This is a genomic window from Thermochromatium tepidum ATCC 43061 (assembly GCF_009664085.1).
GTDB classification, from domain to species: domain Bacteria; phylum Pseudomonadota; class Gammaproteobacteria; order Chromatiales; family Chromatiaceae; genus Thermochromatium; species Thermochromatium tepidum.
This window is the reverse complement of the sequence record NZ_CP039268.1, coordinates 1,964,313-1,986,480: the sequence shown is the minus strand read 5'-3', so window position 1 is coordinate 1,986,480 and position 22,168 is coordinate 1,964,313. Positions and strand designations below refer to the sequence as shown.

Genomic DNA, 22,168 nt, shown 5'->3' with positions numbered 1-22,168 from the left:
TGGGCATGGCGGATTCGAACGACCGGACTCAAGCAGGCCTCTGCGCCGATCTCAAGGCGCTCATCGCGCTCCGTGCCCAGGCGCGACGGCTGGATCTGGCCCCGCGTGGTCGGGTACTGGCCACCCGTAGCGGCGGACATCTGTCGCGCTTTCGTGGGCGCGGCATGGAGTTCGACGAGTCGCGCGTCTATCTGCCGGGCGACGATCCGCGCAACATGGATTGGCGCGTGACGGCGCGTGCAGGCACGCCGCATGTAAAGCTGTTTCGCGAGGAGCGCGAGCGCCCGGTGTGGCTGCTGGTCGATCAGGGACCTTCGATGCGGTTCGGGACGCGCGTGGTCTTCAAATCCGTGGTCGCAGCGCGGGTGGCGGCGCTTCTCGGCTGGGCGGCGGTCGATCGTGGTGATCGGGTCGGTGGCCTGGTGTTCGACGAGGCGCGTCATCTGGAGCGGCGCCCGGCGGCGCGCGGCGCGGGTCTGCTGCCGCTGCTCGAACGTCTGGCCACGCCTTTCGATCCGTTGACGGAGGAGGGCGGTTGGACCGGCCTGGCGGCAGCCGCGTCCTCTCTGGCCGCGTTGGTGCGTCCGGGGAGCCTGATCGCGCTCATCAGCGACTTCGCCGATCTGGACGGATCGGATGGCACTTGGATCGCGCGCCTGGCCGCGAAGAGCGAACTGCTGCTGGTGTTGGTCTATGATCCGATCGAGGCCAAGGCGCCGCCCGCCGGACGCTATCCGGTGCTGATAGGGGGGCGACGCGGGATCCTGGATCTGACCAGCGGCGTGGCGCGAATGCGCTATCAGGCGGCGTTCGAACGACGGCTGGTGTTGCTAGAACAGCTGGCACGCCGGCATGGCGCGCATTGGCTCAGGCTGTCGACCGCCGACCCCGTCGGACCGGCCTTGGCACTGGCGCTCGGGGCGCGGCGCGCGATTACGGCGGCGAGACGCGCGTCATGACCACGGATCCGCTGGCCGATCTGCGTGACTGGCATCTGCCCGAGCCGGTCTCCTGGTGGCCGCCGGCACCGGGCTGGTGGCTGGTGGCGGTGGTTCTGATCGCACTGGTTCTGGTCGTGCGCCCTTGGTGGCGTCGGCGAAGCCGAGCCTCCGTCCAGCGGGCGGCGCGACGCGAACTCGCGCGGCTGGGGCGCGAGCTGGCGGTCCATGGCGATCGGCGGCGTTATCTGGCCGAGCTGTCGCATCTGTTGCGGCGTCTGGCCCTGGCGCGTTACCCGCGCGCCCAGGTCGCAGGTCTGGTCGGGGAGGACTGGCTGGCCTTTCTGGATGCGACCGGTGGTGCTGGCGCCTTCAGCAAGGGTGTTGGTCGCGTGCTGGTCGAGTCGGCCCATCGCCCCGCCGACCAGATCGACCTCGAGGTCGAGCCACTGGCCGAGTTGGTCGAGCGCTGGATCGCGGTCGGCGCCGCTGTCGATGAAAAACGATGATCACGCTTGACTGGCCCTGGATCCTGTTGGTCCTGCCGTTCCCCTGGCTGGTGCGCTGGTTGCTACCCCCGGCGCGCACTGAAGGTGGCCCGGCACTGTGCTTCCCGATCCGAGTCGGGGTTGCCCCTGAGATCGGGGCTTCATCCCAGGCATTCTTAGGATCGCGCTGGCATCAGCTGATCGCATTGCTCGTCTGGGGGCTGCTGGTGCTGGCGGCGGCGCGTCCGCAGTGGGTCGGGGAGCCGATCCCGATGCCCTTGGCCGGACGCGATCTGATGCTGGCGATCGATGTCTCGGGGAGCATGGAGCAGGAGGACTACGAGCTTGACGGACGCCCGGTCTCGCGTCTGGCCGTGGTTCAAGCGGTCGCCTCGGCCTTCATTGAGCGCCGCGCGGGCGACCGGCTCGGGCTCATCCTCTTTGGTACCCGCGCCTATCTCCAGACGCCCCTGACCTTCGATGGCACCACGGTCGCCGCCATGCTGCGCGAGGCCGCCATCGGGCTGGCCGGGCGCGAGACGGCGATCGGTGACGCCATCGGGCTGGCGGTCAAGCGTCTGCGCGAACAGCCCGAGGGCCAGCGTGTCCTGATCCTGTTGACCGATGGCGCCAATACCGCCGGGGTGCTCGATCCGCTGGAGGCCGCTGAGCTGGCGGTCCAGGCCGGCGTGCGCGTCTATACCATCGGCATCGGTGGCGGAGAACTGGGTGTGCGCTCGCTGTTCGGGATGCGTCTGCTGCGTCAGGCGAGCGACTTTGATCCGGCCACACTCGAACGCATCGCCGTCATCACTGGCGGGCGCTATTTTGCCGTCGGTAGCCGGCAGGAACTGGAGTCCGTCTATGCGGAGCTAGACCGATTGGAGCCAAGCAAACGCGAGCAGCGTCTCTATCGCCCACAACGGGCGCTCTTTGTCTGGCCTGCCGCCTTGGCGCTGATTTTGTCGCTGTTATTGGTCGTTCTCCACCAGGGAAGCCCGATCCGTCTTCCCAGGGCAATCACCAACCGCCTGCACTGATTCCAGCCCATGCTGTTTCTACGACCACTCTGGTTCCTGGCCCTGATCCCGATCGCCTGGCTGCTGTGGCGGCTGTGGCACCTTCGGGCGAGCGCCGAGATCTGGTCGCGGGTCGTCGATCCGCATCTGCTGCCGCCCCTGCTGGTCGGCGAGGGCGAGCGTGCCCACCGCTGGCCGCTGGTGCTGCTCGGCGTCGGCTGGCTGATCCTGGTGGTCGCGCTCGCCGGACCAGCCTGGCGTCAGCTCCCACAACCGGTCTTCAGCCTGGGGGCGCGTTCGGTGATCCTCCTCGATCTCTCACCGAGCCTGGATGCCACCGATGTCCCGCCTTCGCGTCTGGGGCGTGCCCGCTTCGAGACCCTGGACCTGCTTGAGGCCCTGCGCGAGGGACAGGTCGGCCTGATCGCCTTTGGTCCCGAGCCCTTCGTGGTCTCGCCCTTGACGGCCGATGCCAACACCATCGCCGCCCAGGTGCCGCTGCTTGCGACCGATCTCGTCCCGGTTCCTGGGTCACGTCGCACCGATCGCGCGCTGGAGCGAGCCGGCGAGCTGCTCAGGCGTGCCGGCGGTGGGGCAGGGCATGTGATCCTGATCACGGATGGGGTCGGAAACCCGGCCGGATCGCTGGAGTCAGCGCGTCGTCTGGCCGAGGCCGGACACCGACTCTCGGTGCTGGCGGTCGGTACCCTGGAGGGCGCGCCCGTGCCGCGTCGCGGGGGTGGCTTCGAGCAGGATGGTACAGGTGCGCTCCAGATCGCCCGTTTGGAACGCGACAGACTGCGCGAGCTGGCTCGGGTCGGCGAGGGACGTTATCTAGAGGCCAGCGTGGGCACGGACGATACGCAGGCCTTGATCGCGGCCGCGCCGCGCCCCGAGCGTACCATCGAGGCGTCATCCTTGACCACGGATCGCTGGCGCGAGGAAGGCCCCTGGCTGATCCTGCTGTTGCTGCCGCTGGCGGCGCTGGCGTTTCGGCGCGGCTGGCTGGTTCCGGTGTTGGCGGCTGTGCTGCTGATACCGCCTGATCCGGCGCTGGCGTTCGGCTGGGACGATCTCTGGTGGCGTGCCGATCAGCAGGGCATGCGTGAACTGGCCGCCGGACGTCCCGACGCGGCCGCGGAGCGCTTCAGCGACCCCGCTTGGCGCGCGGCGGCCCACTATCGCGCCGGTCGATTCCAACAGGCACTCGATGCGCTCGATGGACTGACCGGGGTCACAGCCGAGTACAATCGCGGTAACGCGCTCGCGCGTCTGGGGCGGCTCGAAGAGGCGGCGGCGGCCTATGAGCGCGTGCTCCAACAAGACCCCAATCAGTCCGACGCGCGCCACAATCTGGAACTGGTGCGCCGACTACTCGATCAGTCCTCGCCCCGAAACGACCGCACTCAAAACGGCCAGTCTCAGGACGACCCATCCGGAAAAGGCCAGAAATCCTCATCGACATCCGAGCCATCCGATACTTCGAAGCCGAAGGCGTCTGAGCCCGGCGCTCAAGAACCCGATGCCATGAAGCCCGATGCGTCCGAGTCCAGTGAGACGAAACCCAATGAATCTCAGGGGGCGAGTCAGAATCGATCATCCGAACCCGACGCCGAGGCCGATTCCAGTCCGAGCCGGGAACGCGCCGAACAGACGGAGACAAAACCGGACGCCGCTAAGCTGTCGCCGGAAGACAGCGCCCTCGATGATCGGCCAGCGGGGCCGGATTCTGAAACGAGGCAGCGAGCCGGTGCCAAGCCGACTCAAGCGAAGTCGGATGAGTCACCGAATGCGCCAAGGGCTGCATCCGCGGGCCCGGACCACCGCTCGCCCGAGGAGCGTGAGCGCGAGCAGGTCATGGAGGCCCGTCTGCGTCAGGTGCCAGACGACCCAGCCGGGCTGCTGCGCCAGCGTTTTCTTCTACAACATCTACGTCGCGAGGGTCAGTGACCGTGATGACATACCGATCTGGACAGGCGATCCGACTGGCGTTCCTGTGGCTGATCTTGTCGTCCTCAGCCCTGGCGGCTGATTTGAGCGTTCAGGTCGACCGTCAGCGCCTAGAACTGGGCGAGGTACTGGAGCTCAGGCTCACTGCCGAGGGTGACCTGAACGCCGAGCCGGATTTTGTGCCCCTGGAGTCGGACTTTGACATCCTGAGCCGTGGTCAGAGCCAGATCACCAGCATCATCAACGGACGCATCTCGCACAGTCGCCAGTGGAGCCTGCAGCTGGCGCCCAAGCGGGCCGGTCAGCTGACAATCCCGGCGATCCGGGCCGGACGCGACATGAGCCAACCGTTGAGTATCGAGGTCGTGGAGTCGGGTGGGATCAGGGACAGGTCCATACAGACGGATCAGCCCGGCTCCAAGACACTCTTCGTCGAGTCCGAGGTCGAGACCACCACCCCCTATGTCCTGCAACCCCTCACCTACCGGGTCAGGGTCTATTATCGCCAGCCCCCGCAGCGCGCCGTGCTCTCCGAACCCGAGGTCGAGGGTGCCACCGTGCAGCGTCTGGGCGAGGACCGCGCCTATAACGAGACCCGTGCCGGCCAGGTCTATCGCGTCATCGAGCGCCGTTACAGGATCACCCCCCAGCGCAGCGGGTCGATCACCCTGAGGTCGCCGCGCCTCGAGGCCTGGGTGGAGGATCCGCGTCAAGGCGCGTCCCAGGACCCCTTTGCCGAGCTGGATCGCGCCTTTGGTGGGCGACTCTTCCAGGGCCTCCCAGCGCTGCCGGGCGCCACCCCTTCCGGACGGCGCCTAGTCGAGCGCGCGCGCGACCTCGAGCTTAAGGTCCGACCCCAACCGGCGGCCTACCCCGGTGCCCACTGGTTACCGGCCAGCTCGCTTAAGCTCAGCGATGAATGGACGCCAAACCCGCCCCTCTTCCAGGTCGGTGCGCCGATCACCCGCACCCTCAGCATCACCGCCGAGGGGACGAGCGCGGCGCAACTGCCGGATCTCACCCTGGGTGCGCTCGATGGCGTCCAGGTCTATCCCGACCAGCCGCATGGCGAGGACCTCACTGACGGTCCGGCGCCGACAGCGATCAAGACCCTCAAGTTTGCACTCGTCCCGACTCGCCCCGGCCCTCTGACCCTCCCCGAGATCCGGCTCCACTGGTGGGATACGCGCGCGGATCGGGCCCAGGTCGCCGTGATCCCGGCGCGGACCTTCGAGGTCGCGCCCGCGCCTGGAGGCGCGTCCGGCGCCAGTTTGCCGATGGTCGACAACACCTCGCCTGCCCCGGCGCCCAAACCGGAATCGGACGCAACGCCCGCCTCCGAGCCGCGCCCAAGGTCCGACACCGACCAGGTCCGAGGACTCTGGCCCTGGCTGGCGCTGATCGTCCTGCTCGTCGCCGGCTGGGGGCTGACACTCTATCTCTGGCACCGCGAACGCCGCGCCCGGGCGAGCGACCCGAGGGTCACTCATGTCCCCCCGGCACCGCCGCCGGCCGCCAACCGACTCGAACCGGCCCGGCGCGCCCTGCATGACGCCTGTCTCGCCCAGGATCCGCGCGCCGCGCGTGCCGCCCTCATCGACTGGGCGCGCGCCCGCTGGCCTGATCAAAACCCAACCGGACTGGAGGCCGTCGCTGCCTGCTTCGACGATCCAGAGGTGCGCGATCTCCTGCGTGCCATCGACCGCGCCATCTATGCCCCCCCTGGCACCCCTTGGGATGGCGAGGCGGCCTGGAGGCGACTGGAGCCGCATCTCGGCACGACTCATTCGAGCCCATCGGATCGCGAATCGCCGCTCCCCGAACTCTATCCGCGCGCCTGAGCGCGATCCGAAATCCGCGCGATGATTTGCCGGTAACGGATCTCATCGGTCAGCTCGGCGATCGGACGTCCGCGCTCGGGGTGTATGAACTCGGGCGCGATCTCCATGAGGGGGATCAGCATGAAGTCGCGCCGCAGCAGACCCGGATGCGGGAGCTTTAGATCGGGCCTGTCCTCGATCCGTTCGGCATACAGCAGGAGGTCGAGATCGAGGGTGCGCGGACCATTGACCTGGGTGCGTACCCGCCCCAACCGCGTCTCGATTGTCTGGGTCGCGGCCAGCAGGGCCGCGGGCGCCAGGCGGGTCCAGACCTCCACCACCAGATTGATGAACTCCGCCTGCGCCTCCAGCCCCCAGGGGCGGGTGCGATACCAGGACGAGACCGCTGTGAGCCGGGTTGCCTCGATCCCGTTCAATGCCGCAAGCCCAAGCGCGATGTGACGCTCAGGCTCGATGTTCGAGCCGACCGCGATGAAGGCGCGCGTCTCCCGACTCATGCGCCCCAGCCTTGGCGCCGGCGGGTGTCGTTCGTCGCCCAATCCTGAGTCGATGGCCGGTTGATCCCCGCCGGGATCATCCGTCTGTCGCTTCGCTGAATCGAACCGATCAGCGGTCGTTTCACACAGAAAACTAACATGCTATACGTAGTCTCACCCGAAAACGGTTTAGGGAAACACTGAATCAATCGCGTCTCCCCGAATCGCGGCTCAAGCCGCTCCCGCACAATCAATGGGTTGTAGGAGTAACTTTAGCCGCAAACAGAATAAATCAGCGTTTCCTTAAGTGGATCTTTGGCGGATGCGTGCTGTTGCTCCAGATAGGCCTGGGGATCATGACTGAATTTCAAACCGTGTTTTTGGTCGATGACGACCCGGGGATGCGGGATTCCTTGACCTTGATCCTGGAGTTGGCCGGCCATCGTGTCCTTAGCTTTCCCTCGCCGAGTGACTTTCTGGCAAACTTCTCGCCCGACGCGCGCGGCTGTCTGGTGCTCGACCAGCGCATGCCGGAAATGACAGGTCTGGAACTCCAGACTGAGCTGCTGGAGCGCGGCGCGCTCCTGCCGATCATCTTTCTTTCGGCCTTTGGCGATGTGCCAACCACGGTGCGCGCCATTCAGGCGGGCGCGATTGATTTTCTCGAAAAGCCTGCCAGCACCGAGCGCCTACTCCAACGCATCGAGGATGCCTTCGCCGAGGATCGCCGACGACGCGAGGAGGCCGCCACCGAACACGACATCCTCAAACGCCTCCGGCAGCTGACCCCGCGTGAGTATGAGGTTCTGACCCTGACCACCCGCGGCCTGACCAATAAGGACATCGCGCGCCAGCTCGGCATCAGCCCGCGCACCGTCGAGAACCACCGCGCGCGGATGATGGAGAAAATGGGCGCCGCCAACCTGGCCGAATTGTGCCGGATGTCGGCCATCTGCCAATCAAGCGCCGCGCGCCAGACTGCGAATGGCGCCTGACGCCTGAATACAAGGGTGTTCAGCGGCTCCTGAGTGATCCTACGGATAGCCCCTGTCGGGTGTCTCGGCTACTGTAATTTCTCAATGCAGGCAATTGAAATTACTGATCATCGATCGCGCAGACGAGCAGACTATTTCTTAGAGAAGAAGACGAGGAGACCCCTCGGTTCGGATTTCTTGACCCGTCCGAGGAATGACACGCGACAATCACGCACCATAACAGGAACGACGCTGGTCGGATCGACTCCAGGGCAGAGCGCGTTCACCCCATCCCATACCTCGCCGCTGCCGACTTCGGTCCGTGTGGGCGGTGGGGTATTTTTTTATGCGCGAGCTTCAGCGTTTCCAGGGTCATATGATTGACGGTGATCTTGGCCATCGGATAGACTTCACCGCTTATGTTGCCCCTCCTCCCTGATCATATCGACCCCTGGCGCGCCGCCAAGAGCGGTCTGTCGTTTGCGGGTGAGTTGCCCTTGGCGCGTTTTCCCAGACTGCTCGATGTCGGGATCCTCGATGCAGCGGCACGTGTTGCCTACCGACTCGATTTCAGACGCGACGCGCAGCGAAGGGTCGTCATCGAAGGTTGGGCACGGATGCGGCTGCGACTACTCTGTCAGCGCTGTCTGAGCGATCTTCAGCTCGAACTGGACACGCCCTTGGCGCTGCATCTGGTCAGGGCCGAGCCGAGCGCCGGGGCGTCCGAGGGCCATTATGAGAGGCTGGTGGTGGCAGGCGATAGTCTCGATCCTTTCGATCTCATCGAGGACGAGCTCCTGCTCGCAATCCCTCTGTTTCCGCGACATCCGATCGGCGAGTGTCAAGCGCCTGAGCCAGTCAGCAGCGCAGTTGACTCGACGCACAAACTGGATCGCCTGTGCGCTGAGGGACTGGAGCGAGCGCCCAATCCATTCGCCGTCCTCAAATGCCTGAAGCAAGGTTAGATTTTGACACACGACCGGGGGGCGTCCGGATTCCGCTCACCTCCCACACTGGAGAGTACCAAATGGCCGTCCAACAGAATCGCAAGACACCGTCCAAGCGCGGCATGCGCCGTTCGCACGATGCCTTGAGCAAGCCGACCCTATCGGTCGATCCGACTAGCGGCGAGACCCATCGCCGTCATCATGTCACGGCCGACGGTTTCTATCGTGGCCGTAAGGTTCTGGATCGGACCGAGTGATGTCGGCACCGGGCCGTTTCAGCGTCGTCCAATCCAGGGACGAGCGCATCGAGTCCAGTACCGCGCGCCCCCATTGCACGATCGCCCTGGACGCTATGGGTGGGGATCACGGCCCCCAGGTCGTGGTCCCGGCGGCCCTGCGCTATCTGGCCGACAATCCGCATGTCGATCTGATCCTGGTCGGCGATGAGGCACGTATCCTCTCGCTGCTCGGCCACGCACCGCGCGACCGTCTGCGCATCCGCCATACGACCCAGGAGGTCGGGATGAACGAGTCGCCCTCCAAGGCCTTGCGCGGCAAGAAGGATTCCTCGATGCGGGTGGCCATCGATCTGGTCAAGGACGGCGAGGCCCAGGCCTGCGTCAGCGCCGGCAACACAGGTGCCCTCATGGCCACGGCGCGTTTCGTGCTCAAGACCCTGCCGCACATCGACCGCCCGGCCATCTGTACCGCCATGCCCTCGCTCCACGGCCACACCCGCATGCTCGATCTCGGCGCCAACGTCGACTGCACTGCCGAGCATCTGTTCCAGTTCGCCGTCATGGGTAGCGAGCTGGTCGCGGCCGTCGACGGCATCCCTCGGCCCAGGGTCGCCCTGCTCAACATCGGGCAGGAAGAGATCAAGGGCAACGAGCAGGTCAAGCAGGCCCATGAGTTGCTGACTCAAAGTCCGCTCAACTATGTCGGCTATGTCGAGGGCAATGGCATCTATCTCGATGATCTGGACGTCGTCGTCACCGACGGTTTCGTCGGCAATGTCGCGCTCAAGAGCAGCGAGGGCGTGGCCAAGTTCATCGCTCACTCGCTTTCGGCGCAGTTCAAGCGCAACCTGCTCACCCGTCTGGCCGGTCTGGTCGCGCTGCCGATCCTCAAACAGTTCCGCCGCGATACGGACCCGCGCCGCTACAACGGGGCGAGTCTGCTGGGGCTGCGCGGCATCGTGGTCAAGAGTCACGGCAGCGCCGACGAGGTCGCCTTCGAGAACGCGATCTACATCGCCGAAAAGGAGATCCACGCCAACATCCCACAGCGGATCGGCGATCAGGTTGCGCGCCATCTCGGCACTCAGCAGTACAGGGAATCGGCCTGATGACATTCTCCCGCATCCTCGGTACCGGCGGCTATCTGCCCAGCCGGGTCATGACCAATGCCGAGCTGGAAGCGATCGTCGAGACCACGGATGCCTGGATTCGTGAACGCACCGGGATCGAGAGGCGTCATCTGGTGTCCGAGGGCGAGACCTGCTGTGATCTGGCCGAGATCGCCGCACGCCGAGCCCTGGAGGCCGCCGGCCTCCATCCGACCGATCTGGACCTGATCCTGGTCGCAACCACCACCCCCGATCAATTCTTCCCGAGCACGGCCTGTCTGCTCCAGCAACGTCTGGACGTGCATGGCTGTCCGGCCTTCGATCTCCAGGCGGTCTGTGCCGGTTTCGTCTATGCCCTAGACGTGGCCGACAAATACATCCGCTCCGGCGCGGCCCGGCATGTGCTGGTGGTCGGCAGCGAGACCTTATCGCGACTCCTCGATTGGAACGACCGCACCACCTGCGTGCTGTTCGGCGATGGGGCCGGCGCCGTGGTGCTGGGCGCGGACGACGAGCCTGGGATCCTCTCGACCCATATCCATGCCGATGGCGCCTATGCCGAGCTGCTCCAGGTCCCGGGCGGTCACGGCAATGGTCGGCCGGAACTCGCCTTTTTGGAGATGAAGGGTAACGAGGTGTTTCGTTTCGCCGTCACCACCCTCGGGCATATCGTCGATGAGACCCTGGAGGCCAACGGGCTGACCAAGGACGCGATCGACTGGCTGATCCCGCACCAGGCCAACATCCGTATCATCCAGGCCACGGCGCGCAAGCTCGATCTGCCGATGGAGCGCGTGATCGTGACCGTCGCCGAGCATGGCAACACCTCCTCGGCCTCGATCCCGCTGGCGCTCGATCAGGGGGTGCGTGACGGGCGCATCCAGCGGGGCGAGACGCTGTTGATGGAGGCCTTCGGCGGCGGGTTCACCTGGGGTTCGGTGCTGGTCCGCTATTGAGTCCAGCCCGAGCCGGGCGCCTGGCCCCGATCACCGACCACTCACAACGATCAAAGGATGCTGCAAGGCCTATGACGCACTCACTGGCTGTCTTCTTCCCCGGGCAAGGCTCGCAATCGGTCGGCATGCTCGACGCGCTCGCCGAGGTCTATTCGAGTGTCAAGCACAGCTTCGAGGAGGCCTCAGACGCGCTCGGGCGCGATCTCTGGTCGCTGGTCACCCGGGGCCCAAAGGAGGATCTGGATCGCACCGAGAACACCCAGCCGGCGATGCTCGCCGCGGGTATCGCCGTCTGGCGCGTCTGGCAGCAGTCGGGCGGTCCACCGGCGACCCTGATGGCCGGACACAGTCTCGGTGAGTATACCGCCCTGGTCGCGGCGGGTGCCCTAGGCTTTGCCGAGGCTATCCGGCTCGCGTCCGATCGGGCGCGCTTCATGCAGGAGGCCGTGCCGGCGGGTGCGGGCGCCATGGCCGCCGTGCTCGGGCTGGCCGATGAGCAGGTCGTGGCACTCTGTGCCGAGCAGGCCCAGGGTGAGGTGCTCGCCGCCGTCAACTTCAACTCACCCGGTCAGGTCGTGATCGCAGGTGCGTCCACCGCCGTGGCGCGCGCCATCGAGGCCGCCAAGGCCGCCGGGGCCAAGCGCGCGCTCTTACTGCCCGTGAGCGTGCCCTCGCACTGCGCCCTGATGCGCCCGGCGGCCGAGCGCCTGGCCGAGCGCCTGGCCGAGGTAGCGCTGGCCATGCCGAGCGTGCCGGTGATCCACAATGTCACTGTCGCCCCGGCCGCAGACGTCGACTCGCTGCGTCGCCTGTTGGTCGAGCAGCTCTACAGCCCGGTACGCTGGGTGGAGACCATTGAGTCGGTGGTCGCACAGGGCGTGACGACCGCGCTCGAATGCGGTCCTGGCAAGGTCCTGACCGGGTTGAATAAACGCATCTCTGACCATCTAACGACGCTGCCCGTCTTCGATCCGAAGACGCTGGAGGCGGCACTGGAGGCAAGCTCGAATGCTTAAAGGTGAAATCGCACTGGTCACCGGCGCCTCGCGTGGGATCGGACGGGCCATCGCCCTGGCGCTGGCCGAGCAGGGGGCCACGGTCGTCGGCACCGCGACCACCGCGTCCGGTGCCCAGGCCATCGAACAGACTCTGACCGAGGCCGGCCATCCGGGACTGGGGCTGGTGCTGAATGTCGCAGATCCAATCTCGGTCGAGACGGCCCTGGCCCAGATCAGCGAGCGACTCGGCGCCCCGAGCATCCTGGTCAACAATGCCGGCATCACCCGCGACGCCCTCCTGATGCGCATGAAGGACGAGGACTGGGATGCGGTCATCGCCACCAACCTGACCGCGCTCTACCGGCTCTGCAAGGGCTGTCTGCGCGCCATGACCAAGGCGCGCAAGGGGCGCATCATCAACATCGCCTCGGTGGTCGGCGCCATGGGCAACGCCGGCCAGACCAACTATGCCGCCGCCAAGGCCGGGATGCTGGGGTTCACCAAGTCGCTGGCGCGCGAGGTCGGCGCGCGCGGGATCACGGTCAACTGTGTCGCACCCGGATTCATTGACACCGACATGACCAAGGATCTACCTGAGGCCCAGCGTCAGTCCTTGCTCGGTTCCATCCCGCTCGGGCGGCTCGGTCACCCTGAGGAGGTTGCAGCCGCGGTGGTCTTCCTGGCCTCGCCGGGTGCGGCCTACATCACCGGCGAGACTCTGCATGTCAACGGCGGCATGCACATGGCGTGAGGTCTTAGAGGTATTTTTCGTCATTCATTATTGCAAAACAAGACGTTAAATGCCGGAAATCGATGTGGATTCTGGCTTTCATCGCGTCTGGTTTGTCACTAGAATACGCCCTGGCCCAGGGGGGTCGATTTTTGTCATTCGATGAGGAATCAATCTTATGAGCAGCGTTGAAGAACGAGTTCGCAAAATCGTGGTGGACCAGCTGGGCGTGAAGGAAGAGGAAGTCACCCCAGAGGCGTCCTTCGTCGACGATCTGGGAGCGGACTCGCTCGACACCGTGGAACTGGTCATGGCCCTCGAAGAGGAGTTCGAGACCGAGATCCCGGACGAAGACGCCGAGAAGATCACCACGGTCCAGCAGGCCATCGACTACATCAAAGCGCACCAGGCCTGAGACTCGGTGCCTGAGCGAATCGATTTGACGCCAGACGCTGGGCTCCAGCCTTGACTGAAGGGCGCGGCATGGACCGGTCGAAGGTGGCGTTCTGAGCGACGATAGAGGTTAAGTGATGGCAGGCAGAAGGGTAGTAGTCACCGGGTTGGGTCTTGTGGCGCCGGTTGGTCTGGACGTCAAGTCCGCATGGGACAACATCCTCGCCGGAAAGAGCGGAATCAAACCGATCACCCATTTCGATATCGCCCCGTTCAGTACCCGCTTCGGCGGTCCGATCTATGGCTTCGATCCGAGCCCCTATGTCTCGGAAAAAGACGCCAAGAAGATGGACAAGTTCATCCATTATGGCCTGGCCGCCGGCTGTCAGGCCCTTGCCGATTCTGGTCTGGAGATCACGGAGTCCAACTGTCGGCGCATCGGTGTGGCCGTGGGCTCCGGCATCGGCGGTATCACGGGCATCGAGAACAACTACGAGGTCTATCGCGAGAAGGGGCCGCGCCGCATCTCGCCGTTCTTTGTGCCCGCCAACATCGTCAACATGGTGGCCGGCAACCTCTCGATCAAGTTCGGCCTCAAGGGCCCCAATTATTCGATCGTCTCGGCCTGTGCGACCGGCACCCACAACATCGGCGAGGCGGCGCTCATGATCCGTCATGGCTATGTCGATGTCATGTTGGCCGGTGGCGCCGAGATGGCGACCTCACCGGTTGGTATCGGTGGCTTTGCCGCCGCGCGTGCCCTCTCAACCCGCAATGACGACCCTGAGGGGGCCAGCCGCCCCTTCGACAAAGATCGCGACGGATTTGTATTGAGCGACGGTGCCGGGGTCGTAGTGCTCGAGGAATACGAGCATGCTCGAGCGCGGGGTGCCAACATCTATGCCGAGCTGATCGGTGTCGGTATGAACTCCGATGCCTATCACATGACGGCCCCTGCCGAGGACGGGGTAGGGGCGGCCGAGTGCATGCTCATGGCCCTGAACGACGCCGGTCTAAACCCGGACCAGGTCCAGTACATCAATGCCCATGGCACCTCGACCCCGGCGGGCGACATCGCCGAGACGCTCGCCATCAAGCGCGCCTTCGGCGATCATGCCTACAGACTCGCCGTCAGCTCCACCAAGTCAATGACCGGACACATGCTCGGCGCCGCCGGCGGCGCCGAGGCCATCTTCACCATCCTGGCCATCCGCGATCAGGTGGCGCCCCCGACCATCAACTATCACACCCCGGACCCGGACTGCGATCTAGATTATGTGCCCAACACCGCGCGTCAGATGCCGATCGAGGTGGCGCTCTCCAACTCGTTTGGCTTCGGCGGGACCAATGGGACGCTGATCTTCCGGCGCCTCTGACCCTGGTCCCGGAGACAGGGTCTAGGGGCGGTTGGGCAGGGCACGCAGACATGGTATGACCACAACGCTCGAAACCCCTGCCCCGTCTCGGATCCTGATCGACGGTCGGCCCGGTGATCGGCTCTCGGTCCTTGACCGGGCGCTCCACTATGGGGATGGTCTGTTTGAGACCATCCGCCTGGCCGCCGGCGCCCCCTGCCAGTGGCAGCGCCACATGGACCGATTGATCCTGGGCGCGGAGCGCCTCGGCATCGAGTCCCCCGAGACCGCCCTGCTGGCTGCCGAGGCGGCCGAGCTGATCGATGGCCAGGGGGAGGGCGTCCTCAAGCTGATCCTCTCGCGCGGGGACGGCGGACGCGGCTATGCCCCGCCGCCGTCTGCGCCACCCAGGCGTCTGCTCCTGATCTACCCCTTGCCACCCGCTCAGGGTCCTGACTGGCGTCGGGGCGTGGTCGTGCGCCATTGCCAGACCCCCGTCTCGATCAATCCATTACTCGCCGGGATCAAACACCTCAACCGTCTAGACTCGGTCCTGGCGCGTGCCGAGTGGAAGGATCCAGCCATCGCCGAGGGGCTCATGTTCGATGCCAACGGCGATCTGGTCGGCGGTACCATGACCAATGTCTTTTTGTGGGACGGTCGCTGTCTGATGACGCCGCCGGTCGATCGCAGTGGCATCGCCGGCACCGTGCGTGGTCTGACGCTGGAACTCGCGGCGCACCTGGGGATCGAGTGTCTGGTCATGCGCCTCGATCGGGCCGCGCTCGATCAGGCATGCGGGCTCTTTCTGACCAACTCGATCATCGGCGTCTGGCCGGTGCGCGCGTTGGAGGGACGCCGCTTCGATCTGGCGCTGCTGCCTTGGGACCTGCTCGATCGGCTGTATCAGGCCGCCTGTACGCCGGGGTGATCGGCCCAATGTCGAAACGTGTCCTCGTAGGGCTCATGCTCGTCGTCCTTGTGGCTGGCTTCTTGCTGGCCGGGGCCCTGTGGCGTGACTATCAGTGCTTTCTGTCGCAGACGATCCAGACCGACCAGGAGCGCGTTTTGTTCGATGTGCCACGCGGGACCTCCCTGCGCACCCTGGCAAGGCGTTTGCGCGAACAGGGTCTGATCGAACGTCCGATCTATTTCATCGCGATGGTCTATCTCCGGGGTGATCAGGGCCGGATCAAGGCCGGTGAGTATGCCTTCACGCGCGACATGACGCCGCCGCGCCTCCTGGAGTGGCTGACATCGGGTCGGGTGGTCGAATACAACCTCACCCTGGTCGAGGGCTGGACCTTCCGGCAGGCGCTGGCGGCGATCGACAGTCACGAGGTCTTTGCCGGTGGTCCCAGGCTCGCGGATCTCTCCGATGCCGAGATCATGGCCCGGCTCGGACGTCCTGAGGCGCATCCTGAGGGGCTGTTCTTCCCGGATACCTATCGCTTTACCCGTCAGACCAGTGCCCTGGACCTCCTCAGGCGCGCGCTCGCCCGGATGGAGACCATCCTGGCCGAGGAATGGGAACAGCGCGCGCCGAACCTGCCGATCACCACACCCTACGAAGCCCTGATCCTCGCCTCCATCATCGAGAAGGAGACCGCAATGGCGGACGAGCGCCCGCGGATCGCCGGCGTCTTTACCCGCCGTCTCCAGCGTGGAATGCGGCTTCAGACCGATCCGACCGTCATCTACGGCCTGGGCGAGCGCTATGACGGCAACATCCGCCGTGCCGACCTGCGCGAGGCGACACCCTACAACACCTATGTCATCCCTGGGCTGCCGCCGACGCCCATCGCCCTGGTCGGGCGCGAAGCGATCCACGCCGCACTCCACCCCGAAGAGGGCGAGGAGCTCTATTTCGTCGCCAGGGGCGATGGGCGTCATGTGTTCTCGCGCACGCTCGAAGAGCACAATCAGGCGGTGCGTCGCTATATCCTGAGCCGGAACGACGAATGAGACGCGGACGCTTCATCACGCTCGAGGGGATCGAGGGCGCGGGTAAATCGACCCAGATTGCGCCTCTGGCCGAGCTGTTGCGTGCGCGCGGTCTGGAGGTGCTCACCACCCGCGAACCGGGCGGCTCGCCCTTGGCCGAACGGTTGCGCACCCTGCTGCTCGACCCGGACCACCAGGGCATGCCCGCGACGACCGAGCTGCTGCTGCTGTTTGCCGCGCGTTCCGATCATCTCGAACGCCGCATCCGTCCGGCGCTCGAAGCCGGACGTTGGGTGCTCTGCGATCGCTTCACCGATTCGACCTACGCCTATCAGGGTGGTGGGCGCGGGATCGACCCAAACCGCATCGCGGTGCTCGAGGATTTGGTGCAGGACAGTCTGCGCCCGGATCTGACGCTGGTGTTCGACCTGCCACCGGAACTGGGGCTTGGGCGCGCCAAGTCGTGTCTTGGCCAAGGCGATCGGTTCGAGTCCGAGAGTCGGCGATTCTTCGCCGCGGCACGCGCGGTCTATCTCGAACGGGCAAGGGCCAATCCGAGGCGCTATCGGGTGATCGACGCCACGGCACCGCTCGCGGAGGTAAAACGCGCTGCCGCGGCTGAGCTGAACGCCTTCGTCGATGCACTGGAGTTTCGGTCATGAGTGCAACGCGCCGCGAATCCGCGCCATTGCACGTCGCTGGACCTTCGCCGCGAGCGTTCGAGCGTCCATTGCCCTGGACCGAGTCCATCTGGTCGCATCTGCACGCCGCGCGCGCATCCGGTCGACTGGCACAGGGGCTGCTGATCTTTGGGCCAAACGGCCTCGGCAAGCGTGTGCTGGCGCGTGCGTTGGCCCAATCGCTGTTATGCCCGACACCGAACGTCCAGGGCCTGGCCTGCGGTCGGTGTGCCGACTGTCGGCTGCTAGCCGCCGGCAGCCATCCTGATCTGATCGCAGTCGGCCCGGACCCGGAGAGCAAGTCGGGCGAGATCCCGATCGACGCGGTACGCCAGTTCGCCGAGCGCGAATCCCTGACCCCGAGCCGTGCCCCCTACAAGGTCGCCCTGATCGACCCGGCCGACCGGCTCAATCAGGCCGCCGCCAATGCCTTGCTCAAGACCCTAGAAGAACCGACCGAACACAGTCTGCTGTGTCTGATCGCGGAGCGGATCGGACGCCTGCCGGCGACCATCCGGAGTCGCTGTCTGCTGATCCAGGTGCCGATTCCGGACGAAGCGGCGGCCCTGAGCTGGCTCGCCTCACGCGAACCGCGCCCGGACTGGCCGCTGCGTCTGCGTCTGGCGCATGGCGCACCCTTGCGCGCCCTGGCCGACAGCGCCGACGACACCTGGATGGAACAGCGTGTCCAGTGTCTGCGTGACTTCTTAGAGATTGCGCGCGGACGCGCCGATCCGGTCGCGGTCGTTGGACGCTGGAACGAGATCGACACCGGGCGTATCCTCGATTGGCTCGCCGGCGTTATGGTGGATCTGCTTCGACTGGGCGTCTGCGCCACACCGCCCCGGCTCGATCATCCCGATCGACGAGACGAACTCTTGGCGCTGGCGCAAGGGCTCGACCTGGCGGCGGGGCATCGCTTCCTCAAGCGGATCCTGGAGGCACGCGCCCTGGGCGAGCGCAATCTCAATCAACAGTTGCTGCTGGAATCCCTCGCCATTGATTGGGCGCGGATCACCAGTCGGCATCATTAGGGAAACGCTGATTCAATCCCCTCTCCCTGCAAGCGGAGAGGGCAGGCTGAGGTGGTCATCAAATCATGTGCCTATTTTCCTCACCCCAACCCTCTCCCCGAGGGAGAGGGAGTTATTCAGTACTCCTTGGGAGGTCCGGAGGATCGAGTAGATGAGCACACCCAATCCAGCAGGCGGACTCGGCGGCCAACAACGTATCCTGAGCATCGCCATCAAGGACAAGGGCAACCTCTATGCCTCTTACATGCCCTTCATCAAGAATGGCGGACTCTTCATCCCCACCAACAAGAGCTATCAGCTCGGCGACGAGCTCTTTCTGCTGCTCCAGCTGATGGACGAGCCCGATCGCATCCCAGTCGCCGGGCGCGTGGTCTGGATCACCCCCGCCGGAGCCGAGGGCAACCGCACCGTCGGGATTGGGGTCCAATTCAACGATCAAGACAAGGGCGCCACTCGGCGCAAGATCGAGGAATATCTGGCCGGCGCCTTGGTCTCTGAACGCCCGACCTATACCCTCTAGTCTAGAACCGCTCCTTGACATCCTCCCCGGCTTGAAGGTCAGAGATTCCTACGGCGCTTGAGGCACGGCATTGCGCCGCCCCTTGAGTCGCTTCTCCGTGCGCCCCGATCCCGCCCTGAACGGCGGGGCTTGTCGCGCACTGGGTCGATCTCAGGGCGCTGGAACTGGCCCAAAGCGCCATCGAATGCGTTGGAAGAGAAGGCCAAGGCGGATGGCAGGGTCGATGAGGCGACCCTCACCACGCCGGCGACGCGGTTCACTGCATGCCTTAAGACCCAGCGCCGCCAACTCATGGCGTATCTGCGCGAGCCCTTGCCGGTCGATGGTTAAGACTTGTCCTGGACAGGGGAGGCCCGGCTTGGTCCCAGCCCTGGAGATTCGCACAGCCGCGCGACCTGATCGATCAAGCACCCGAGCGCCGCCGCGACGACCGGGCTCAGCTCGCCGTCGGCATAGCCGAAGTAGGATCCAGTCAGGGTGAGCAGATAGGCCTCAGGGGCGCGTCCATACAGGTGGCGACACCAGGCCAACAGACCAGACGGGTCTAGGGTGTGGACCAGCATGGAGTGTGGATCCGCGGCAGGGACCAGAAGCCGTATCTGCACCTGGCCCGGTTTGCCGCCGGTCGCCGCGTCGATAAAGATCGCCCGCTCGCAGTCGGCCAGTTCGGCGGCCAGCTCGATCGTCAGGGCATGGCACGCGATGGCCTCCACATCATTCGGCAGGCCGCGTTCGACCAGACGCTCGACCGCCAGCGGACCGATGACGTCATCGCCCCGGATCGGGTTGCCATAGCCAATGATGAGGGTCTTTCTCAAGGGTCTCGGCGTGCCAGCCGATCGATCACCTGGCCTGCCGCATCCCGCAGCTCGATTGCAAGCGGCATCTGACCGAAGGCATGTGAGGCGCAGGACAGACAGGGGTCGTAGCAGCGGATCACCGCCTCGACCCGATTGAGCATCCCCTCCTCAAGCCTGTTGCCATCGACATAGGTCGCCGCAACCTGGCGGATCGCCTGATTCATGGCCAGGTTGTTGTGCCCAGTGGCGATGATGAGATTGACCCAGGTGATGAGTCCGTCGTCGTCGATCCGGTAGTGATGGATGAGTGTCCCACGCGGCGCCTCGGCGACCCCAATCCCCTCGTAACGGTTGCTGCGGGCACGGGCACGTACCCGCGAATCCAGGATCATTGGATCCTTGAGCAGGCGCTCGATCATCTCCAGGCCGTAGATGATCTCAACCAGGCGCGCATAGTGATAGTGGAAGCTGCTGAGGACGGGGCCAGACTCCTGGAGCAGGTGGAACTCGGCCAGGGCGACATCGGCATAGGGCGTACCGCACGCCTGGACGTTGTTGAGCCGAGCCAGGGGTCCAACGCGATAGATCCCCTGCGGGTAGCCCTGGGGCTTGTAATAGGGGAACTTCATGTAGCTGAAGTCCTCGACCGCCTCGCCGATCAGGCGCCCATAGTCCTCGGGTGGTACCTGATCCTCCAGGATCCGCCCCTGGGCGTCCTTGATGCGCAACACGCCGTCATAGTGCTCGAGCTGGCCCTGGGGGGTGACCAGGCTCAAAAACAGCGTCGGCTGATTGCCAAAGTGCTCAGACTCATCCTTAAACCTGGGGACCAGCGTCTTGTAGAAGGCATAGGTACGCTGGGCGATCTCCAGCCCCTCGGGCAGCAGCCTGAGCATGGCCTCGCGCTTCTCGGCGGTGAGCGCCTCGGACACCCCGCCCGGTACGACCCAGGCCGGATGGATCTTCTTGCCACCCAGGGTCTCGATCAGGGTCTGGCCAATCTGACGCAGCCGGATGCCATCGCGCGCCAGCTCGGGGTTCTGATGCATGACGCCGAAGAGGTTGCGGGTGGCCGGGTCTGCATCCCAGCCGAGCAAGAGATCCGGCGAAGACAGATGGAAGAACGACAGGGCATGTGACTGGACGAGCTGGGCCAGGTTCAGGATCCGGCGCAGCTTGGCGGCGGTCGGCGGGATCTCGACCGCCAGCAGATGGTCGCAGGCCTTGTTGGAGGCGATGATGTGGCTGACCGGACAGATGCCGCAGGTGCGCGCGGTCAGGGCCGGCATCTCGCGATAGGGGCGCCCCTCGCAGAACTTCTCGAAGCCGCGAAACTGAGTGACATGGAGGCGGGCATCTGCGACCCGCCCGTCTGTGCCGAGCTGGAGCGTGATCCGGGCATGGCCCTCGATGCGGGTGACCGGCTCGATGGTGATGGTGCGGCTCATGGCCTGAAACCCCCGGATGAAGCGGCAAGGATCCTCTGTGCCTCAGGCGCCGAAGCGCGTGACGGCAGGTGGGTCCGGCACCCGCCCTGCGATCAGTTCGGTCAACACATACCAGATGGCATCGGCGCTCGGCGGACAGCCGGGCACGAAGACATCGACCCTGACCTCGCTGTGGACCGGCCTGACCGGCGTCAGCAGGGCCGGGACCTCGCGGGTCGGGATCTGTGGCTTAAGCGTCACGTTCTCATGATAGGCGCGATCAAACACATCGGCGAGTTTGAAATGATTGCGCATGGCCGGGACATTGCCGGTGACGGCGCAGTCGCCCAGGCTGACGAGGCGCTGGCAGCGCGCGCGAAACAGCTGCGCCCTGGCCAGATCGTCCTCGGAGCTGATCGCCCCCTCCAGGAGGCCGATATCGACCCGTGCGGGCAGCTCCTTGGCATCGACCAGGGGGCTGTAGACGATCTCGACCTGCTCGATGAGTTCGAGCAAACGCGCGTCGAGATCGAGCAAGGACATATGACAGCCCGAACAGCCATCGAGCCAGGCGGTGGCGACCGTGATCTTGGGTTGGGTGCTCATCGCGCGTGTCTCCGGCGCGCCAGGATCGGCAGGAAGTGTTGATCCTTGACCATCTCGCCCACCGAGGTGCCCTGCTTGACCAGGGCGCCGGTCGGGCAGACCTGCACGCACTTGCCGCAACTGGTGCAGGTCTCGCTCTCACCCCAGGGGCGGGCCAGATCGGTGATGACGCGACAGTCGCTGCCGCGATTCATGACATCCCAGGTATGGGCGCCCTCGATCTCGTCACAGACCCGCACGCAGCGGGTGCACAGGATGCAGCGGTTGTGGTCGAGCCGGAACATCTCATGTGAGCTATCGACCGGGTAGGACACTTGGCGATAGGGCAGGCGGACGTGATCAACGCCGCAGCGTTGGGCGAGCGTCTGGAGCTCGCAATGGCCATTGGAGACGCATACCGAGCAGACATGATGGCGTTCGGCAAACAACAGCTCGATGAGGGTGCGTCGATAGTGGCGGAGCCGTTCGGTATCGGTGCGGACCGCCAGGCCCTCGGCGACGCGCGTGGTGCAGGCAGCGACCAGCCGACCCTGACCGACGAGCTCGACCATGCACAGCCGGCAACCGCCCCAGGGCGAGAGCCCGTCGAGATAACAGAGACTGGGAATGGGGATTTGGTTTTCGCGACAGACCTCGATCAGGGTCTCGTCCTCGCGTGCCGAGAGATCCCGATCGTCGATGCGGAGGGTGACGACGCGCACATTGGGCTGGGTCGATCTGGGCATGAGTGGATCCTCAAAGACG

General features: G+C 65.3%; 24 protein-coding genes. 19 read left to right on the top strand and 5 right to left on the bottom strand.

All coding sequences use genetic code 11. The features are described from left to right. The first annotated feature begins 5 nt into the window (after positions 1-5). Genes E6P07_RS09100 through E6P07_RS09080 form a run of 5 tightly spaced genes read left to right on the top strand, consistent with a single transcriptional unit; the run spans position 6 to position 6,236 of the window. Positions 6-959, top strand: a complete 954-nt coding sequence (locus E6P07_RS09100) for a DUF58 domain-containing protein (protein WP_153975314.1) — start codon at positions 6-8, stop codon at positions 957-959. Continuing rightward, positions 956-1,447, top strand: coding sequence for a DUF4381 domain-containing protein (locus E6P07_RS09095; RefSeq protein WP_153975313.1), 492 nt, complete (start codon positions 956-958; stop codon positions 1,445-1,447). Before E6P07_RS09100 ends, E6P07_RS09095 begins: the two co-directional genes overlap by 4 nt. Next, a complete protein-coding gene (locus E6P07_RS09090; protein ID WP_153975312.1) occupies positions 1,444-2,466 on the top strand; it encodes a vWA domain-containing protein in 1,023 nt (340 codons plus the stop codon). Before E6P07_RS09095 ends, E6P07_RS09090 begins: the two co-directional genes overlap by 4 nt. Before the next feature lie 9 nt (positions 2,467-2,475). Beyond that, positions 2,476-4,395, top strand: a complete 1,920-nt coding sequence (locus E6P07_RS09085; protein WP_153975311.1) for a VWA domain-containing protein — start codon at positions 2,476-2,478, stop codon at positions 4,393-4,395. Between the two features lie 5 nt (positions 4,396-4,400). After that, entirely contained in the window at positions 4,401-6,236 is a 1,836-nt protein-coding gene (locus tag E6P07_RS09080) for a BatD family protein (RefSeq protein ID WP_153975310.1), read from the top strand. On the opposite strand, the gene folK is transcribed toward E6P07_RS09080, so the two are convergent. Next, on the bottom strand, positions 6,221-6,733 hold the full coding sequence (gene folK / locus E6P07_RS09075; protein ID WP_153975309.1) for a 2-amino-4-hydroxy-6-hydroxymethyldihydropteridine diphosphokinase: 513 nt from the start codon (positions 6,731-6,733) through the stop codon (positions 6,221-6,223). The two genes, E6P07_RS09080 and folK, sit on opposite strands and share 16 nt — an antisense overlap. A gap of 335 nt (positions 6,734-7,068) precedes the next feature. Here folK and E6P07_RS09070 point away from each other — a divergent pair, with 335 nt between their 5' ends. From E6P07_RS09070 to E6P07_RS09005, 14 genes are all read left to right on the top strand, one after another. Further along, positions 7,069-7,707, top strand: coding sequence for a response regulator transcription factor (locus tag E6P07_RS09070; protein WP_153975308.1), 639 nt, complete (start codon positions 7,069-7,071; stop codon positions 7,705-7,707). A gap of 398 nt (positions 7,708-8,105) precedes the next feature. Then, positions 8,106-8,651: a YceD family protein gene (locus tag E6P07_RS09065; RefSeq protein WP_153975307.1), complete on the top strand. Its 546-nt coding sequence runs from the start codon at positions 8,106-8,108 to the stop codon at positions 8,649-8,651. A gap of 62 nt (positions 8,652-8,713) precedes the next feature. Then, the gene (gene rpmF, locus E6P07_RS09060) at positions 8,714-8,890 is read left to right on the top strand and encodes a 50S ribosomal protein L32 (protein WP_153975306.1); all 177 of its coding nucleotides are present in this window, start codon (positions 8,714-8,716) and stop codon (positions 8,888-8,890) included. Positions 8,891-8,985: 95 nt separating this feature from the next. Next, complete coding sequence (plsX, locus tag E6P07_RS09055) at positions 8,986-9,981, top strand: phosphate acyltransferase PlsX (RefSeq protein ID WP_246172999.1); 996 nt, start codon at positions 8,986-8,988, stop codon at positions 9,979-9,981. Beyond that, positions 9,981-10,937 (top strand): beta-ketoacyl-ACP synthase III, encoded by a 957-nt coding sequence (locus tag E6P07_RS09050; protein WP_153975304.1) that lies wholly within the window; start codon positions 9,981-9,983, stop codon positions 10,935-10,937. Before plsX ends, E6P07_RS09050 begins: the two co-directional genes overlap by 1 nt. A gap of 71 nt (positions 10,938-11,008) precedes the next feature. After that, positions 11,009-11,953: an ACP S-malonyltransferase gene (gene fabD, locus E6P07_RS09045; RefSeq protein ID WP_153975303.1), complete on the top strand. Its 945-nt coding sequence runs from the start codon at positions 11,009-11,011 to the stop codon at positions 11,951-11,953. Beyond that, complete coding sequence (gene fabG / locus E6P07_RS09040; protein ID WP_153975302.1) at positions 11,946-12,686, top strand: 3-oxoacyl-ACP reductase FabG; 741 nt, start codon at positions 11,946-11,948, stop codon at positions 12,684-12,686. Before fabD ends, fabG begins: the two co-directional genes overlap by 8 nt. 157 nt (positions 12,687-12,843) lie before the next feature. Next, on the top strand, positions 12,844-13,080 hold the full coding sequence (acpP, locus tag E6P07_RS09035; protein ID WP_153975301.1) for an acyl carrier protein: 237 nt from the start codon (positions 12,844-12,846) through the stop codon (positions 13,078-13,080). Between the two features lie 115 nt (positions 13,081-13,195). Further along, complete coding sequence (gene fabF, locus E6P07_RS09030) at positions 13,196-14,434, top strand: beta-ketoacyl-ACP synthase II (protein ID WP_153975300.1); 1,239 nt, start codon at positions 13,196-13,198, stop codon at positions 14,432-14,434. Between the two features lie 55 nt (positions 14,435-14,489). Beyond that, a complete protein-coding gene (gene pabC, locus E6P07_RS09025) occupies positions 14,490-15,344 on the top strand; it encodes an aminodeoxychorismate lyase (RefSeq protein WP_153975299.1) in 855 nt (284 codons plus the stop codon). Between the two features lie 8 nt (positions 15,345-15,352). After that, entirely contained in the window at positions 15,353-16,378 is a 1,026-nt protein-coding gene (gene mltG, locus E6P07_RS09020; protein ID WP_170286794.1) for an endolytic transglycosylase MltG, read from the top strand. Continuing rightward, entirely contained in the window at positions 16,375-17,019 is a 645-nt protein-coding gene (gene tmk / locus E6P07_RS09015; RefSeq protein ID WP_153975297.1) for a dTMP kinase, read from the top strand. Before mltG ends, tmk begins: the two co-directional genes overlap by 4 nt. Then, positions 17,016-18,071 carry a DNA polymerase III subunit delta' gene (gene holB / locus E6P07_RS09010; protein WP_153975296.1) on the top strand — a complete coding sequence of 352 codons (1,056 nt, stop codon included), beginning with the start codon at positions 17,016-17,018 and terminating at the stop codon, positions 18,069-18,071. Before tmk ends, holB begins: the two co-directional genes overlap by 4 nt. A gap of 151 nt (positions 18,072-18,222) precedes the next feature. Continuing rightward, positions 18,223-18,591: a PilZ domain-containing protein gene (locus E6P07_RS09005; RefSeq protein WP_153975295.1), complete on the top strand. Its 369-nt coding sequence runs from the start codon at positions 18,223-18,225 to the stop codon at positions 18,589-18,591. A gap of 326 nt (positions 18,592-18,917) precedes the next feature. Here the strand turns inward: E6P07_RS09005 and E6P07_RS09000 are convergent, their stop codons facing one another. Genes E6P07_RS09000 through hoxU form a run of 4 tightly spaced genes read right to left on the bottom strand, consistent with a single transcriptional unit; the run spans position 18,918 to position 22,149 of the window. Further along, positions 18,918-19,409 (bottom strand): hydrogenase maturation protease, encoded by a 492-nt coding sequence (locus tag E6P07_RS09000; RefSeq protein WP_153975294.1) that lies wholly within the window; start codon positions 19,407-19,409, stop codon positions 18,918-18,920. Then, positions 19,406-20,839 (bottom strand): Ni/Fe hydrogenase subunit alpha, encoded by a 1,434-nt coding sequence (locus tag E6P07_RS08995; protein WP_153975293.1) that lies wholly within the window; start codon positions 20,837-20,839, stop codon positions 19,406-19,408. The genes E6P07_RS09000 and E6P07_RS08995 overlap by 4 nt, the downstream gene beginning before the upstream one ends. 42 nt (positions 20,840-20,881) lie before the next feature. Further along, on the bottom strand, positions 20,882-21,424 hold the full coding sequence (locus E6P07_RS08990; RefSeq protein WP_153975292.1) for an NADH-quinone oxidoreductase subunit B family protein: 543 nt from the start codon (positions 21,422-21,424) through the stop codon (positions 20,882-20,884). Continuing rightward, positions 21,421-22,149 (bottom strand): bidirectional hydrogenase complex protein HoxU, encoded by a 729-nt coding sequence (hoxU, locus tag E6P07_RS08985; RefSeq protein WP_153975291.1) that lies wholly within the window; start codon positions 22,147-22,149, stop codon positions 21,421-21,423. The genes E6P07_RS08990 and hoxU overlap by 4 nt, the downstream gene beginning before the upstream one ends. Between the last annotated feature and the right edge of the window lie 19 nt (positions 22,150-22,168).

What these genes read in the sequence shown, in the direction of transcription:
- E6P07_RS09090 (WP_153975312.1), top strand. Translation starts at nt 1,444, where the DNA reads ATGATCACGCTTGACTGGCCCTGGATCCTGTTGGTCCTGCCGTTCCCC.
- E6P07_RS08990 (WP_153975292.1), bottom strand. Translation starts at nt 21,424, where the DNA reads ATGAGCACCCAACCCAAGATCACGGTCGCCACCGCCTGGCTCGATGGC.
- acpP (WP_153975301.1), top strand. Translation starts at nt 12,844, where the DNA reads ATGAGCAGCGTTGAAGAACGAGTTCGCAAAATCGTGGTGGACCAGCTG.
- E6P07_RS09095 (WP_153975313.1), top strand. Translation starts at nt 956, where the DNA reads ATGACCACGGATCCGCTGGCCGATCTGCGTGACTGGCATCTGCCCGAG.
- E6P07_RS09005 (WP_153975295.1), top strand. Translation starts at nt 18,223, where the DNA reads ATGAGCACACCCAATCCAGCAGGCGGACTCGGCGGCCAACAACGTATC.
- E6P07_RS09050 (WP_153975304.1), top strand. Translation starts at nt 9,981, where the DNA reads ATGACATTCTCCCGCATCCTCGGTACCGGCGGCTATCTGCCCAGCCGG.
- fabG (WP_153975302.1), top strand. Translation starts at nt 11,946, where the DNA reads ATGCTTAAAGGTGAAATCGCACTGGTCACCGGCGCCTCGCGTGGGATC.
- E6P07_RS09070 (WP_153975308.1), top strand. Translation starts at nt 7,069, where the DNA reads ATGACTGAATTTCAAACCGTGTTTTTGGTCGATGACGACCCGGGGATG.
- fabD (WP_153975303.1), top strand. Translation starts at nt 11,009, where the DNA reads ATGACGCACTCACTGGCTGTCTTCTTCCCCGGGCAAGGCTCGCAATCG.
- mltG (WP_170286794.1), top strand. Translation starts at nt 15,353, where the DNA reads ATGTCGAAACGTGTCCTCGTAGGGCTCATGCTCGTCGTCCTTGTGGCT.
- pabC (WP_153975299.1), top strand. Translation starts at nt 14,490, where the DNA reads ATGACCACAACGCTCGAAACCCCTGCCCCGTCTCGGATCCTGATCGAC.
- hoxU (WP_153975291.1), bottom strand. Translation starts at nt 22,149, where the DNA reads ATGCCCAGATCGACCCAGCCCAATGTGCGCGTCGTCACCCTCCGCATC.
- E6P07_RS09085 (WP_153975311.1), top strand. Translation starts at nt 2,476, where the DNA reads ATGCTGTTTCTACGACCACTCTGGTTCCTGGCCCTGATCCCGATCGCC.
- E6P07_RS09080 (WP_153975310.1), top strand. Translation starts at nt 4,401, where the DNA reads ATGACATACCGATCTGGACAGGCGATCCGACTGGCGTTCCTGTGGCTG.
- tmk (WP_153975297.1), top strand. Translation starts at nt 16,375, where the DNA reads ATGAGACGCGGACGCTTCATCACGCTCGAGGGGATCGAGGGCGCGGGT.
- E6P07_RS08995 (WP_153975293.1), bottom strand. Translation starts at nt 20,839, where the DNA reads ATGAGCCGCACCATCACCATCGAGCCGGTCACCCGCATCGAGGGCCAT.
- fabF (WP_153975300.1), top strand. Translation starts at nt 13,196, where the DNA reads ATGGCAGGCAGAAGGGTAGTAGTCACCGGGTTGGGTCTTGTGGCGCCG.
- E6P07_RS09065 (WP_153975307.1), top strand. Translation starts at nt 8,106, where the DNA reads ATGTTGCCCCTCCTCCCTGATCATATCGACCCCTGGCGCGCCGCCAAG.
- rpmF (WP_153975306.1), top strand. Translation starts at nt 8,714, where the DNA reads ATGGCCGTCCAACAGAATCGCAAGACACCGTCCAAGCGCGGCATGCGC.
- folK (WP_153975309.1), bottom strand. Translation starts at nt 6,733, where the DNA reads ATGAGTCGGGAGACGCGCGCCTTCATCGCGGTCGGCTCGAACATCGAG.
- plsX (WP_246172999.1), top strand. Translation starts at nt 8,986, where the DNA reads ATGGGTGGGGATCACGGCCCCCAGGTCGTGGTCCCGGCGGCCCTGCGC.
- holB (WP_153975296.1), top strand. Translation starts at nt 17,016, where the DNA reads ATGAGTGCAACGCGCCGCGAATCCGCGCCATTGCACGTCGCTGGACCT.
- E6P07_RS09100 (WP_153975314.1), top strand. Translation starts at nt 6, where the DNA reads ATGGCGGATTCGAACGACCGGACTCAAGCAGGCCTCTGCGCCGATCTC.